Source organism: Mesorhizobium sp. BR1-1-16 (assembly GCF_020165495.1).
Classification (GTDB): Bacteria; Pseudomonadota; Alphaproteobacteria; order Rhizobiales; family Kaistiaceae; genus Kaistia.
Map to the genome: position 1 here is coordinate 87,016 of NZ_JAIUIE010000012.1, position 14,588 is coordinate 101,603.

General features: G+C 65.1%; 13 protein-coding genes. 4 read left to right on the forward strand and 9 right to left on the reverse strand.

The window, feature by feature from the left end; all coding sequences use genetic code 11:
* Window positions 1-30: 30 nt before the first annotated feature.
* The 4 genes from LB518_RS20585 to LB518_RS20600 all read right to left on the reverse strand — a co-directional run bounded on the left by LB518_RS20585 (window position 31) and on the right by LB518_RS20600 (window position 4,697).
* A complete protein-coding gene (locus tag LB518_RS20585; protein WP_224579692.1) occupies window positions 31-1,068 on the reverse strand; it encodes an ABC transporter substrate-binding protein in 1,038 nt (345 codons plus the stop codon).
* Window positions 1,069-1,167: 99 nt separating this feature from the next.
* Complete coding sequence (locus LB518_RS20590) at window positions 1,168-2,082, reverse strand: sugar phosphate isomerase/epimerase family protein (RefSeq protein ID WP_224579693.1); 915 nt, start codon at window positions 2,080-2,082, stop codon at window positions 1,168-1,170.
* 19 nt (window positions 2,083-2,101) lie between these two features.
* On the reverse strand, window positions 2,102-3,622 hold the full coding sequence (locus tag LB518_RS20595) for a mannitol dehydrogenase family protein (protein ID WP_224579694.1): 1,521 nt from the start codon (window positions 3,620-3,622) through the stop codon (window positions 2,102-2,104).
* Window positions 3,623-3,755: 133 nt separating this feature from the next.
* Window positions 3,756-4,697 (reverse strand): MurR/RpiR family transcriptional regulator, encoded by a 942-nt coding sequence (locus LB518_RS20600; protein WP_224579695.1) that lies wholly within the window; start codon window positions 4,695-4,697, stop codon window positions 3,756-3,758.
* 152 nt (window positions 4,698-4,849) lie between these two features.
* On the opposite strand from LB518_RS20600, the gene LB518_RS20605 reads away from it, so the two are divergent.
* Entirely contained in the window at window positions 4,850-6,034 is a 1,185-nt protein-coding gene (locus LB518_RS20605; protein WP_224579696.1) for a Gfo/Idh/MocA family protein, read from the forward strand.
* Window positions 6,035-6,042: 8 nt separating this feature from the next.
* Here LB518_RS20605 and LB518_RS20610 read toward each other — a convergent pair whose 3' ends face one another.
* From LB518_RS20610 to LB518_RS20620, 3 genes are read right to left on the reverse strand one after another with little or no spacing between them, the layout of a single operon-like run.
* Window positions 6,043-6,687 (reverse strand): ThuA domain-containing protein, encoded by a 645-nt coding sequence (locus tag LB518_RS20610; RefSeq protein ID WP_224579697.1) that lies wholly within the window; start codon window positions 6,685-6,687, stop codon window positions 6,043-6,045.
* 22 nt (window positions 6,688-6,709) lie between these two features.
* Window positions 6,710-7,804, reverse strand: coding sequence for a Gfo/Idh/MocA family protein (locus LB518_RS20615; RefSeq protein ID WP_224579698.1), 1,095 nt, complete (start codon window positions 7,802-7,804; stop codon window positions 6,710-6,712).
* Between the two features lie 39 nt (window positions 7,805-7,843).
* The gene (locus LB518_RS20620; protein WP_224579699.1) at window positions 7,844-9,061 is read right to left on the reverse strand and encodes an ROK family transcriptional regulator; all 1,218 of its coding nucleotides are present in this window, start codon (window positions 9,059-9,061) and stop codon (window positions 7,844-7,846) included.
* Window positions 9,062-9,260: 199 nt separating this feature from the next.
* Here LB518_RS20620 and LB518_RS20625 point away from each other — a divergent pair, with 199 nt between their 5' ends.
* From LB518_RS20625 to LB518_RS20635, 3 genes are all read left to right on the forward strand, one after another.
* Window positions 9,261-10,529: an ABC transporter substrate-binding protein gene (locus LB518_RS20625; RefSeq protein ID WP_502845858.1), complete on the forward strand. Its 1,269-nt coding sequence runs from the start codon at window positions 9,261-9,263 to the stop codon at window positions 10,527-10,529.
* Window positions 10,530-10,643: 114 nt separating this feature from the next.
* A complete protein-coding gene (locus LB518_RS20630) occupies window positions 10,644-11,510 on the forward strand; it encodes a carbohydrate ABC transporter permease (RefSeq protein ID WP_224579748.1) in 867 nt (288 codons plus the stop codon).
* A gap of 88 nt (window positions 11,511-11,598) precedes the next feature.
* Window positions 11,599-12,420 (forward strand): carbohydrate ABC transporter permease, encoded by an 822-nt coding sequence (locus LB518_RS20635; RefSeq protein ID WP_224579749.1) that lies wholly within the window; start codon window positions 11,599-11,601, stop codon window positions 12,418-12,420.
* 23 nt (window positions 12,421-12,443) lie between these two features.
* Here the strand turns inward: LB518_RS20635 and LB518_RS20640 are convergent, their stop codons facing one another.
* Window positions 12,444-12,722, reverse strand: a complete 279-nt coding sequence (locus LB518_RS20640) for a helix-turn-helix domain-containing protein (protein ID WP_224579700.1) — start codon at window positions 12,720-12,722, stop codon at window positions 12,444-12,446.
* A 74-nt stretch (window positions 12,723-12,796) separates the two neighbouring features.
* Window positions 12,797-14,536 (reverse strand): metallophosphoesterase family protein, encoded by a 1,740-nt coding sequence (locus tag LB518_RS24855; protein WP_224579701.1) that lies wholly within the window; start codon window positions 14,534-14,536, stop codon window positions 12,797-12,799.
* Between the last annotated feature and the right edge of the window lie 52 nt (window positions 14,537-14,588).

Genomic DNA, 14,588 nt, shown 5'->3' on the forward strand with positions numbered 1-14,588 from the left:
CCGACGCCCCACGCTTGGTGTCCGGCCGCCCTACTCGCCCGGACCCTTGCAGGCGACGATCTGTTCCTTGGTGTAGTCGGTCCATCCAGGGATCGAGATCGAGACCGGCCATTCCGGCGACAGCGAGGGATCGGCGGCGGCCTTGAGCTTGGCCTTGCCTTCCGCGGTCGCATTTTCCCAAAGCTGCGGATCGACCAGCACGGTCTGCTCGGCAGGCTTCTTGCCGTCGAGGATCTGCAGGGCCAGCGTCACGCCGGCCGCGCCGATCGAACCCGGATTGGTCACGGCGGCGCCGGTGAAGTTCGGCACCGTGTTGAGCTGGCCGACAAAGCCGGCATTGTCAGCGCCGACCACCGGAACCAGCGGCGTCTGGGATTCCACGAGCGCATCGACGATCACATTGTCGATGCCCGAGGTCCAGATGCCGTTGAAGGGCGTTCCGGTCGCGATGAAGTCGAGGATTTGCTGCTTGCCCTGGTCCTGCTGCCAGCCGGTGAAGACCTCCTGCACAACCTTGACGTCGGGGAATTCGGCCAGCGCCTTCTTGAAGCCCTTGTCGCGGTCGCTGTCAGCCGAAGCACCGGCGGCGCCGCGCATATAGACGACATCGCCCTTGCCGCCGATCTGCTGGAACAGCCATTTGGCGCCGAGATAGGCGTATTGCTCCTGGTTGTTCGAGACGACATAGGCCGAGGGCTCGGTCACCGCCTGGTCGACCGCAACGACGACGATGCCCTTGTCGGTCGCTTCCTTGAGGGCCGCATTGATGCCCGAGGGATCGGCCGGATTGACGACAATCGCATTGACGCCGGCGCTGATGAGATTGCGGATGTCCTCGGACTGTCCGGCGGCGTCCGTATTGCGATGAGCGATATTGAGCTTCGCGACCTTGCCGGAGGCGAGCGCCTCGGCCTTGATCGCGCAGATCATCTCCTCGCGCCAGCCATTGCCCTGCACTGTATTGGAAACGCCGATCGTATAGGTGCCCTGTGCCCAGGACCCCGCGACCGAGGCGAGAAGCGCGGCGCCGGCGAGAAGGCCGAGCCGCAATGCACGTGTGTTCGTCATGGATGTTTCCTCCGCTGTTGTATCGTTCGACTTGGTCCCGCCCCGGACCGGGTCGGTGTTGTTGCTCTTTTCGGCCCGGTCACTTTCGCCTGCCGCCGGTCATTTGACCAGCGGGCTCAGAACATCGCGCGCAAGCAGGAAGCCGCGCTTCACCTTCTCCTCGCTGCCCTCGAACTGCCGATCCTCGTGCTCGATGACGATCGGGCCGTCATAGCCAGCGCGGTAGAGGCCGGAGAAGAAGCCCGGCCAGTCGACTTCGCCGAGCCCCGGCATACGGGGCACCTGCCAGCCGATGCCGGCCGAGAGGATGCCACGCTCATAGAGGCCGTCGCGATCGATCATCAGGTCCTTGGCATGCACATGCGCCATATGCGGACCGAACTCACGAATGAACCGCGCCTGGTCGATCATCTGCCAGACGAGATGCGAGGGATCGAAATTCATGCCGATCTCGCCGCCGAACGCCTCGATGATCCGCCGCCAGATGACCGGCGCATAGGCAATGTTGTGCCCGCCTGGCCATTCGTCCTGGCTGAAGATCATCGGGCAATTCTCGATCGCGATACGAACGCCATTATCGCGCGCATGGGCGGCGATCGCCGGCCAGATGGTCATCGCGTCCTGCCAGTTGGCATCGACCGATTTCGCGGCATCGCCGCCAAGGAAGGTGTTGACCAGCGGCACGCCGATGCACCCGGCGGCAGAAATGACTGTCTTCAGATGGTCGATGACCGCTGCGCGATGCGCCGGATCGGGATGAAGCGGGTTTGGATAATAGCCGAGCGCCGAGATCGTGACGCCCTTCTCGCCGAGTTCGGCGACGAGTTCCCGCCCTTCCGAGGCCGAGATCGCGGCGACGTCGATATGAACGGTGCCGGCATAGCGGCGGGTCGGCCCGGACGTCTTTGGCCAGCAGGCGACTTCGAGCACGCCGAAACCATTCGCACCCGCCCAGTCGGCGACCGCGGTGAGCGGCAGATCCGGAAATGGCGCCGTCAGCAATCCGAGCTTCATGTTGTCGTTCCCTCCAGCATCATGCGTCCTGCCAGCCCTCATGCGCCATGACGCGCCGCACGTGTGCCATCGGATCGGCCCCGAGCAGCCCGCCAAGATGGCGCGTTACTGCCGCACGAAACCGCGGGTCGGCGGCGAGCGGCGGCGCAAAGATTGCGTCAATGGCGAGGATGCCGTCGGTGAGCCCGGCGGGATCGGCGCCCACGCGATCGGCGATCGCGGCGACACGGCCGGCAAAGGGATCGTCGGCTGACCAGGCATTGCCGAACCGCGCCGAGGCGCGGACGAGATAGGCCATCCATCCAGCCACGGCGAGCGAGAGAAGCTCGATGCCGGCGCCGGCCGCGAGACGGTCGCGGATCGGATTGAGCAGGCGCTGGACGATCTTCTGCGAACCGTCGGTGGCGATCTGGTGATTGCGATGCCGGATCGCGGTGTTGCGAAGCCGCGCAAGGCTCTGTTCGACATAGACCGCCGGGTCGATGCCAGGCACCGGCGCCAGCGTCGGCAGGCTCTCCTCGATCAGCATCCGCCGCGCGAAGCCGGCCAGCAGCGGATCTGCCATGTCGTCGAATGTGTGCGCGTGAGCGGCGAGGACGCCGAGATAGCAAAGCGACGTCTGCGCGCCGTTGAGAATGCGCATCTTGAGATGCTCGAACGCCGTGACGTCCTCGACGAAAGTGGCGCCGACGCTGTCAAAGGCGGGGAACGGACCGGCGAAGCGGTTCTCGATCACCCATTGGCGGAACGGCTCGCCCACCACCACCGCATCGTCGCGATAGCCGAACTGGTTCTCGACAAAGGCATAGTCTGTCTCGGAGGTCGCCGGGGCGATCCTGTCGACCATCGTGCCGGGGAAGGAGACATTGGCCTCGATCCAACCCGCGAGCCCTCCCCCGCGCCGCGCCGCAAGCTCCCGAACCACCGCGCCGAGAATGTCGCCATTTGCCGGAATGTTATCGCAGCTGACGACCGTGACCGGCCGGCCATGGCTGCGCATGCGCAATTCAAGAGCGCGGAGGATCAATCCCGGCAGGCTTGTCGGCGCTTCCGGATCAGCGAGGTCATGGACGATTTCAGGCCGCGAGGCGTCGAGCGCGCCGGTCGCCGGGGTGTGACAGTAGCCCTTTTCGGTCACGGTCATCGTGATGACATCGATGTCCGGCGCGGCGAGCACCGCGAGAGCAGGCGCCGCGCTCTCCTGGCTGTCGGTGACCGACACGATGCTGCCTATCACCCGCGCCGCCACACTCTGGTCCTCGCGGATGAGCCTTGTATAGAGCCCCTGCTGGCGGCCGAGCGTTTCGGTGAGCCTTGGCGGACGGATATTGATGCCGGCGATGCCCCAGCGCGTCGTCCCGCCAGCCAGAAGATCGTCGGTGAATTCAGCCTGATGGGCGCGGTGGAAAGCGCCGACGCCGATATGGGCGATGCCGCGCGTTACGGCTGCGCGATCATAGGCCGGCCGCGCCACGGCAGCCGGAAGGCTGGTCAGCAGCGCTGGCTGCAAGACTGCGCGCGGATCGCGGGGAGCGCTCACCGCGAACCCTCGCTGCACGCGCACGCCATCACGCGCCGGAACCGATAAGGTCCGCTGCCCCTCAAATGCACGGCTCTCCTCCCAGAGAACGCATTTTCTATTTTCTAGAATATGGAATGGAAATTCCCGCCCGTCAACGGGCTTGGCGACGGCCGGCGCTCCGTTTCGCCACGACGCCGTGCACCAGCGCCATGCCGACCGAGAGCGAGGCGGCAAGCGACCGGAAGCCGGCGAAATCGGATTCGATCACTTCGATCCAGCGCGTCGAAAGCGGGATCAGCGGCGAAAATGTGCTGTCGGTAATTGTCACGATCTGCGCGCTACGCTCATGCGCGACCGCGACGAGATCGGGCGTTATCGAATTGTAGGGGCTGAAACTGACCGCCAGCAGGGCGTCGCCGCGGCCAATGCAGCCGATCTGGTCGAAAGCGGTCGAACCGACATTGTCGACGAGAACGTTCCGTACACCCTGCTGCGACAGCGTCAGCGACAGATAGGCCGTGACCGGAAAGGCGCGCTTGCTGCCGACGAGATAGATGAGGTCCGCGCCGGCAAGCACCTCGATCATCGCTTCGAAGGAAGCGACATCGAAACTCTCGCCGATACGGTCGAGCGAAGCGCGTGCGGCAGCGACGATGCCGCCAAGAAAATGAAGCTCAGCATGCGTTTCCGAGCGAGAGGTCGGCTCGGCACGGCCGCGCGCCTCCGGCCAGGAGCCCTTCACATGATCCTTGAACAGGCCCTGCAGATCCGAAAAGCCGGCGAAGCCGAAGGTCTTGGCAAAGCGCACCAGCGTCGAGGGCTGCACGCCGGCCTGCTCGGCCACCTGAACGATCGTGCCGAGCGCGACATCGTCGGGATGCTGCCACAGGAAGATGGCGACCTGGCGCAGCCGCTTTGGAAAATGCAGCGTGCCCGAGGCGAGGACGGCCCGCAATTCCTCATAGGTGCGCGGTTTGGTGTAGCCGAGCGCCGATTTACGGCCCGAGGCTTCGCCCTCGACCTCGTCGCGGATCTCGCGCGGCGGCTCCGCGCCTCGGGCAGGCTTCGCATCGGCCTTCTTGCGTTCCGCCATGCCATCTCCCCTTCCGGCCGCAGGATCGGCCGGGGCGAAATCGAAGCTATAGCGGCACGATCATTTCGCAATCTCAAAAATGGAAATCCTCTTCGAAATTGACGCCCGGCCGGCTATCGTCAACCGAACGGAAGATGAGAGGGAGGTTGAACATGGTCTATGCCACCGCCGATGGCGCGCAGCAGCAGCGGCTTCGGGTCGGCATGGTGGGCGGTGGACAGGGCGCCTTCATCGGCGCCGTGCATCGCCTCGCCATGCGGCTCGACGACCGGATCGCCCTGGTCGCCGGCGCCCTGTCGTCACATCCCGACACCGCCGCAGCATCGGCCGCCGAGCTCGGCATTGCGCCGGACCGTGCCTATGCCGACTACCGCGCCATGGCGGCCGCCGAGGCCGGCAGGCCCGACGGCATCGAAGCCGTCGTGATCGTGACGCCGAACCATCTGCATGCGCCCATCGCCACCGCCTTCCTCGAGGCCGGCATCGACGTCATCTGCGACAAGCCGCTCTCGACGACGCTTCCCGAGGCGGAAGCGCTGGTCGCGCTGACGGCCGCCCGCAACCGCAAATTCATCGTGACGCTCAACAACACGGGCTATGCGATGGTCCGTCAGGCGCGCGAAATGGTGGCAGCTGGCGAACTCGGCGAGATCGTCGCCATCCACGCCGCCTATATCCAGGATTGGCTGACATTGCCGATCGACGCCGAGGGCCAGAAGCAGGCCGAATGGCGCACCGACCCCGCCCGCGCCGGCGAATCCGCGGTCCTCGCCGATATCGGCGTGCACGCCTTTAATCTCGCTGCCTTCATCTCGGGTCGTCAGGCCGAAGCGGTGTCGGCCGATCTCTTCACGGCGGTGCCGGGCCGCCGGCTCGACGACAACGCCCATCTCCTCGTCCGCTGGACAGGCGGCGCGCGCGGAACACTGATCGCAAGCCAGACTTCGCCCGGCCACTACAACGATCTCTCCGTGCGCATTCACGGCTCGAAGGCGAGCCTCGAATGGCGCGGCACGGCGCCGGAGGAACTGCGCCACGCCCGCTATGGCGAGGAAGCGCGGACCATCATCCGCGGCGGCTTCGGCTCGGCTGGCGAGGCGCAGCGCGTCTCGCGCATGCCGGCCGCCCATCCCGAGGGTTATATCGAGGCGTTCGCCAACCTTTATCGGGACGCCGCCGAGATCATCCGCGCGCACAGGGGCAAGGGCGAGATTGCGGCCGGCCGCGCCAGCTTTGTGCCTGACGTCGTCGACGGCGCCCGCGGCGTCAAATTCGTCGCCGCCGCGGTGGCATCGGCCAAAGGCGGCGGCGCCTGGACGCCAGCCGCCCTGGATTGATCAGCGCCTCAGCGCGCGGCCCAAAGGAGGCCGCGGCGGACGATCGTCTTCATTTCGGGAACCTCGAACTCGCTCGCGACATGGCCGAGCGAGGAATAGAAGACGCGTCCCTCGCCATAGCGCCGCTTCCAGACCACCGGCATCACCGTGCCGTCGATCCATGAAGCATGATCGCCATTGAACGTCGTGGTCGCGAGGACCTCGTTCGAAGGATCGACATGCATGTAGTACTGCTCGGAGCGGTAGGGGAAGCGCGCCGGGATGCCTTCCATGATCGGATCTTCGGGCTTCACCACGTCGACATGGTAGTCGATGATGTTGCCCGGATGGGCGACCCACTGGCCGCCGACCATGAACTGATATTCGGTCGCGTCGCGGAACGCGTCGCCCATGCCGCCATGATAGCCGCCGAGGCCGACGCCGCCCTTGACGGCCCGGGTGAGGTTCTCGAGTTCTTCCTTCTCGATCTTCGACATCGTGAAGATCGGAACGATCAGCGACAGATCGGCAATCGAGGGATCGGCGAAGGCCTCTGTCGTGTTCTCGACATAGACCTTGAAACCTTCCTCCTCGAGCATTGCCGCAATCACCTTGGAGCCCTGTTCGGGCTCATGCCCGCTCCAGCCGCCCCAGACGATCAGTGCCTCGCGCATGGTCTTGTCCTTCCTGTCCAAATCAGCCGAAAATTCCGGGGCCGACCGGAAGCGGCGCCGGCCGCTCCGGCCGCGTCGTCATCGCGATGTGCCGGCCCTCGTCGGAGGAGCGCTGGAACGCTTCCATCACTTCAAGCACGTGGAAGGCAAGATCACCGTTCGCACGATGCGGCCGGCCGGTGCGGATGGCATCGGCCATGTCGGCGACACCGATGACGCGGAAATTTCCGTCGGCATAGGCATGTTCCGTCGGCACCGATTTCCAGTCATCCGACGCCGTTGCCAGCATGATTTCGCCGCCGAAATGATTGGGATCCGGCACCAGCAACGAGGCATTCGAGCCATAGAGCTCGATCGGGCTGTGGCGATGCCGGGGCACGTCGAAGCTCATGGCGATCGAGACGACCGCACCCGAAACGAATTTCATCGTGCCGGCAACGTGGGTCGCGACTTCGACCGGGATCTTCGTCCCCTTCAGCGGTTCGGAGGTCACGAGGCGTTCGTCGCGCAGCTTGGTGGCGACGCCCGCGACGCTCTCGACCGGGCCGAGCAGGTTGACGAGGCTGGTCACATAATAGGGGCCCATGTCGAGCATCGGCCCGCCGCCGTCGAGATAATAGAAGGCGGGATTGGGGTGCCAGCGCTCATGACCCGGGCACATGAAGAAGGCCGTGCCGCCGAGCGGCGTGCCGATGGCGCCCTCATCGACCAGCTTGCGCGAGGTCTGCTGTGCACCGCCGAAGAAGGTGTCTGGCGCCGCGCCGATGCGCACGCCTTTGGCCTTCGCCGCCTCGACGAGCTTCTTCGCCTCTGCCGTCGCAATGCCGAGCGGCTTCTCTGAGTGGACATGCTTGCCGGCAGCGACGGCGCGGAGGCCGACTTCGACATGCGCCTTGGGAATGGTGAGATTGACGATGATCTCGATCGCGGGATCGGCGAGCATCGCGTCGATCGACATGGCCTTCAGGCCAAATTCCGACGCCCGCGCCTCTGCCGCCGCGGCATTGAGATCGGCGACGCCGCGCACGTCGAGCAGCGGAAAGCCCCGCGCCGCCTTGAGATAGGCGGCGCTGATATTGCCGCAGCCGATGAAGCCGATCCCGACCCGATCCGTCATGCTCTGTACCTCCTCGAAAATCTATGCCGGCTGGCCGCATCAGCGATGCGGCGCCGGTCCCGTTGTTCCCCAAGGCGCGCCGTAGAGATCGCGCAGCGTCATCGCCGCCGCTCCGCGCGCCCAGATATCCTCAGTCCATTCATGCACCACCAGATCGGCCACATCGGCAAGACTCGGCGGCAACAGGGCCGCGACCGTCTCGCGCAGCGGCGCGACCAGCGCGTCGCCGGCGGCAAGTGCCGGCCCCGCCAGGATCACTTTTGGCGGCGCGAAGAGGACGATCAGGTTGGCGATGGCGAAACCAAGCGCCTCGCCGGCGGCGCGCAGCAGGGCAACGATCGCCGGATCGCCCGCCTTGGCGCGCTCAAGCACCTTTTCCATGCCGCGGCCAAGGCGGAACGCATGCTCATGCTCCGTCCCGGCCAAGGCGGCGCGTGCATCGGAGAGAAGGCTTTCTTCCGACGCGATCGAGGCGAGGCGGACGAGACCATTGCCGTTCGGCGGCCGGGCGAGAAGGTCGCCCAGATCCGGACCGAGCCCGTTGGCGCCACGGAACAATTCGCCCTTGTGGAGAATACCAAGCCCGAGGCCGAGTTCCACCGAGACGACGAGGAAGTCATCAAGACCCCGCGCCTGTCCGAACCAATGCTCGGCCAGCGTCACCAGGTTGACGTCGCTGTCGATCGTCGCAACCACGCCGTCGAGCCGCTGCGTCAGCTCAGCCGCCAGCGGAATGTCGCGCTCGCCGAAAAGCGGGCTGGCGCGGCAGATGCCGGCGCCACGCTCGACCACGCCGGGAATGCCGACGCAGACGCCTGAAATCTGGCTGAGTTCGAGGCCTGCATCGGCGACGCAGCGCCTTATCCCGTCCTCGATCAGATCGACGGCCACCGGTACGGAATGGCGCCCGACGCGCACGGGCAGCGTCAGGCTGGCACGGACGTCAGCGCGGAAATTGGTGGTGGCAATCGTGATGCGGTCCGGCGCGATGCGAGCACCGACGACATGCGCGGCATCCGGATTGAGGTCGAGCAGGACGCGCGGCCGGCCCCTTGCGGCGTCGCGGATGCCGCCGAGCTGGTGTGTGATCACGAGCCCGTCATCGAGCAGGGCGCCCGTGATCGCCGACACCGTCGTCGCCGAGAGATCTGTCCGGTCGCAAATCTCGACACGCGCAATCGGCCCGAACCGACGAATCGCGTCCATCACATGGAAGCGATTGATCGCGCGCATCAATTCGGGATCGGCGGTTTTCATCGGGCGGGTGTCATTTAATCCGGGTCAGGCAGTTATTCTCATCCCGCCAAGAACGTGTCAACGGCACATTGCCGTGTTGCAGGGCAGCATTTCTCACCTCCCCTTGACAGCCATCGGCAAACGGGACCAGATTTATTCCGCATCATTTATTTAAGTGACGCCCGGGTTGAGGAGCCCGGCCAAGTCTGGGAGGACCTGCATGAAGCTCAAGAGCCTTTTGGGCGCATCCGTCGCGCTCGCCATCTCGGCCTCGTCGGCCATGGCCGATGTCACCGTGAAATGGATGCATCTCAACACTGATCCCGGCATTGGGGCGGCCTGGGACGAAATCGTCAAGAATTATGAGGCGGCGCATCCCGGTGTGAAGATCGAGATGCAGTTCCTCGAGAACGAGGCGTTCAAGGCCAAGCTGCCGACGCTGCTGCAGTCGAATGATCCGCCGCATCTCTTCTACACCTGGGGTGGCGGCGTGCTGGCGGCGCAGGCAGAGACCGGCGCGATCAAGGACGTCACCGAGGCGATGGACGCCGATGGCGGCAAGCTGAAGGCCGTCTACAGCCCGGCGCTGGTGAACGGTCTCACGGTCGACGGCAAGATCTACGCCGTGCCCTATCAGACGGGCCTCGTCAGCTTCTATTACAACAAGAAGCTGTTCGAAAAGGCCGGCGTCGACGCCGCCTCGATCAAGAGCTGGGATGATTTCCTGGCCGCGGTGAAGAAGCTCAAAGATGCCGGTATCACCCCGATCGCTGGTGGCGGCGGCGACAAGTGGCCGATCCATTTCTATTGGGGCTATCTCGCCATGCGCGAGGGCGGCAAGGCGGCGTTCGACGCGGCCAAGGCCAGCGAAGGCGATGGCTTCAAGTCAGAAGCTTTCGTGAAGGCCGGCGCGGATCTCGCGGCGCTCGGCAAGCTCGAGCCGTTCCAGCAGGGCTATCTCGGCACGAAATGGCCGGTCCCGGTCGGCATGTTCGCCGACGGCAAGGCAGCGATGCTGCTCGGCTTCGACTCGACGACCGTCCAGCAGCACACGCTGGCTGCCGACGGCAAGGGTCTCGACGAGAACGATATCGGCATGTTCCCCTTCCCGACCGTTGCGGGCGGCGCGGGCAAGCTGACCGATACGATGGGCGGCATCAATGGCTGGGTTCTCACCAAGAACGCACCGCCTGAGGCGCTCGACTTCGCGGCTTTCCTGACGAACAAGGAAAACCAGACGATGATGGCGAGCAAGAACCTCATCATCCCCGCCGCGGTGGGCGCCGGCTCGGCGATCGGGCAGCCGCTGGTCAAATCCGCTGCCGAGCAACTCGCCGCCTCGACCTGGCACCAGAACTTCCTGGACCAGGATCTCGGGCCGGCCGTCGGCCGCGTCGTCAACGATGTCTCGGTCGAGATCGTCTCCGGCCAGATGTCGCCCGAGGACGCGGCGCAGCAGATCCAGGACGCCTGGGCGCTCGATCACTAACGGGCATGCCGTCTCGCGGGCGCCGCACCTTCGGGTCCGGCGCCCCTTCTCCCCTCATGTGGAGGTGGCGCCTCGATGAGTTCCGTATCAAGTGCCGTATCGACAGGACGGCGCATGGGCATCCAGGGCAAGTTGCCGGTGCTGGTCCTGTTCCTGCCGCCTGCCCTTCTGCTTTTCACGCTCTTCGTGATCCTGCCGATGGGCGAAGCCGCCTGGTATTCGTTCTATGACTGGAACGGTTACGGCCTTCCCGAGAAATTCGTCGGCTTCAGGAACTTCGAGCTGCTGTGGCGTACCTCGGCCTTCACGACGGCGCTCGGTAACAATTTCCTGATCATTCTCGTCTCGATCGTGATCCAGCTGCCGCTTGCGCTGTGGCTCGCGACGATGGTTTCGAACCGTATTCCGGGCGCTGTCGTCTTCCGCCTGATCTTCTTCATGCCTTATGTGCTGGCCGACGTTGCGGCAGGCCTCATCTGGCGTTTCGTCTATGACGGCGATTACGGGCTCTTCGCGGCCATCGCCAGCATGTTCAACGTCGCCTCGCCCTATGTGCTGGCCGATCGCCACCTCGCGATCTATGCCGTGCTCGCGGTGATCGTCTGGAAGTATTTCGGCTTCCACATGATGCTGTTCATCGCCGGCCTGCAGAACATCGACAAGAGCTACTATGAAGCCGCAGAGATCGACGGCGCCTCACGCTGGCAGCGCTTCCGCAGCATCACGCTGCCGCTGCTTGCCCCAACGATCCGTCTTTCCGTCTTCTTCTCCGTCGTCGGATCGCTCCAGCTCTTCGACATGATCATGCCGCTGACCGGTGGCGGTCCGTCGAACTCGACGCAGACCATGGTCACCTTCCTCTACACCTACGGCATCACGCGCATGAAGGTCGGCTTCGGCAGCGCCATCGGCGTCGTGCTCTTCATCATCTGCGTGACGCTCGCCTTCGGCTACAGACGGATCTTCATGCGCAATGACTGACCGGACCCTCGCCCCCACGGCGCCGACAACGCTCGGCGCGACACCGACCAAGCCGGCGCGACGCGCCTCGGCCTTCTCGTCTCACCGGATGAGCTTCGTCACTTGGCTGTATCTCTATGTCAGTCTGTTCTTCGTGGCGGCGATCGTGCTTTTGCCGCTGCTGACCACAGCCCTCGGCGGCTTCAAGACGCTCGGCGATCTCCGCGTCCATCCGTTCGGCCTGCCGGGCGAATGGCAGTGGTCGAACTATACCGACATCCTGCTGAGCGCGCGTTACTGGCAGATGTTGGGAAATTCATTCCTCATCGCCACGCTGACGGTGGCGCTGACACTGGCTGTCGCCGCCATGGCCGCCTTCACTTTCGCCCATGTGACGTTTTTCGGCTCGTCGTTTCTGCTCAACTACTTCCTGATAGGACTGATGTTCCCGGTCGCGACGGCCATTCTGCCGCTTTTCATCCGCATACGCGATCTCGGCCTGCTCGATACCTATTGGGGTGTCGTGCTGCCGCAGGTGGCGTTCGGGCTCGGCATGAGCATCCTGCTGTTCCGCCGCTTCTTCCAGAATGTGCCGAAGGAATTGTTCGACGCTGCCTTCGTCGATGGCTGCGGCTATCTGGGCTATTTCTGGCACATCACGCTGCCGCTTTCGCGCCCGATTCTCGCGACGGTCGGCATCGTCTCGTTCGTCGGAAGCTGGAACAGCTATCTGCTGCCGCTCATCTTGCTGAACTCGGATTCCAAATATCCATGGCCCCTCGGGATCATGGTCTATCAGGGCGAGTATTCGAGCGACTGGCAGTTGATCCTGGCGTTTATCACGCTGACCATCCTGCCGACGATCATTGTGTTCTTCGCAGCGCAGAAGCACATTGTCGCCGGCCTGACGGCGGGCGCGGTCAAGGGTTGACGAACCAGATTGAGTTGAAGGCCTCAGCCGAGCAAAAGGTCGTCGCGGACGCGCAGCGCCCGCGCCAGACAGCGCAGCACGGCAGGCGACGTCTCATAGCGACGCTCGGCCCTTGTGATCTGGGTGATGGCTACGCCTGAGCGGTCGGCGAGTTCGATCTGGCTGAGCCCGCGCCACTCGCGCAGAGCCTTCACCGGCGCCTCGCCGCGCTTGATCTTGGCGTCGACATGCGACGGCAGCATGCCGATATCGCGCGGTCCGAGATTAGCCTGCTCGCGGACGGTCTGACCCTGGATGGACATTTCGCGCTTCTCCCTCGTCATGTGCATGAAAGGAGAATGAACGAAGCCGCGCGCGGTTCCTTGTCCCATGTCAATCATGCGCCGCTGCCGGGCAGGTCGACGCGGCGCGGCGCGTGCAAAAGGACGCCGCCCGACGCATCGCGACCGATCTCGTGGATATAGAAGTAGGTTGGCTGGTCGTCGGTGACATTCATCACCGGCGACGGCGCGGAAACAACGATGAGACCACCGCTGCGGCCGATCCAGTCGATATGGCGATGCCCGTGCATGGCGATGGTGGTCCGGGACATCCCCTGCAGGCGGCGGACGAACCATGAGCCGTTGACGAGCGCGGTACCGATCCGCTCCGACAGCGCCTTGGCGGCGCGCGGATATTCGACGACGTGATGATGCAGCGCCACGATCCAGATCGCGTCCGGCGTCTCGGCCACCAGCCGCGCCATGGCGGCCTCCTGCCCGCGCGGCACAAAGCCGAGCGCGTTGGTGAACGAGAAATGCGTCTCGGCGTTCGAATTGAGCATCAGCACGCCGAGCCCGCTCGTCGTCTCGGGTGGCAGAACCATCGGAAACGTGGCCGCGAAAACGTCGCCGAGCCGTGAGCCGAGGCGACGGGCGCCCGTATCGGCGAAGGCGGCGATATCGGCCGCATGCGGGGCGAGCGCTTCGGCGAGGGTCGACCCGCTCTTGCCGGTCTCGGCGTCGACGACACGCACCCTTGTGCCCTGCAACGCGTCGAGCGCCGCAAGCAGCCGCATCTGGCGGAGCCGCTTGTTCGGGCTGCCGGGCAGATCGAGCCGGGCCGGATTCGCGCGATCGACAACGTTCAAGTCGTGATTGCCGGGAATGGCGACCATCTTCGCGGCGAGACGCGGAAAGGCGGCGATGGCATCGAAGAACTCGGCCCATTCGGCGGCGCGGCCGGCATCGGTCAAGTCACCGCTGATGAGAACGAGGTCGAGGCCCTCCTCCCTATCAAAGACGTCGAGTGCGGCCAGCAACCCTGCCAGCCGGCCATTGCCACTTGGACCGGAGCGACCGCTCTCGATGCGGAAGCCATAGCGCTCGCCCACGATGTGGATGTCGGAGAGATGGGCAACGCGCCAGGTCCGGCTACCGGGAATCCGCGGCGCGAAGCCGGCAAGATCGCGTGGCTGATCCATGGTCGCGTCCGCGACGCCCCAAACGAGCGCGGCAACGGCGACATAGCCACCGATCAGCACGATGCAGTTGAAAAGCCCGGCGAGTGCGAGGTGCCCCGGCTGGGCCAGATCGGCGAGCGTGCCGGTCCAGTGGGTATGCGGAAAGGCGAGCAGGACGAACAGCATCGAGAGCGCGCAGACCAGCAAGCCCGCAGCGGCCGCCGAGACGGCGCGGATGCTGTCGCGCCGGTCATCACTCGTCGCTTCGGGCAGGTTACGCTCGGCCAGATGCCGCAGCCCCTCCCGGGCAAGCGCATAGCCCGGCTGCACGGCGAGCGCGTTCAGCGACCAGAAATTCGCTTCGACCAGCCGTAGAAACGGTCTGCCGCCGAACCACGCCGCCGCACCGAGCGCCACCGCGACGGCGAGAGGGATGAGCCCATTGAAGACACGCTCGGCCGATGTCGAGGCGGCGCTGACCCAGATCGAGACCATCAGCGGCCCGAGCCCGAGCACGATCACCGGCAGCGCGACGAGGCTGATCCATGCCGCGATGAGCTTCGGCAGGCTGACCTCGGCGATCAGGCTGCCGGCGAGCGATGCCAGCGTGCGCCGCTTGGTGCTGGAGGCATCGTCCTCGATATCGCCGCGGCGGGGGTCGAGGATCGGGGGCACGCTTGAGCTCCAGCTGACGAAGACGCCGACAATCAGCCGCCGCGTCTGCCGA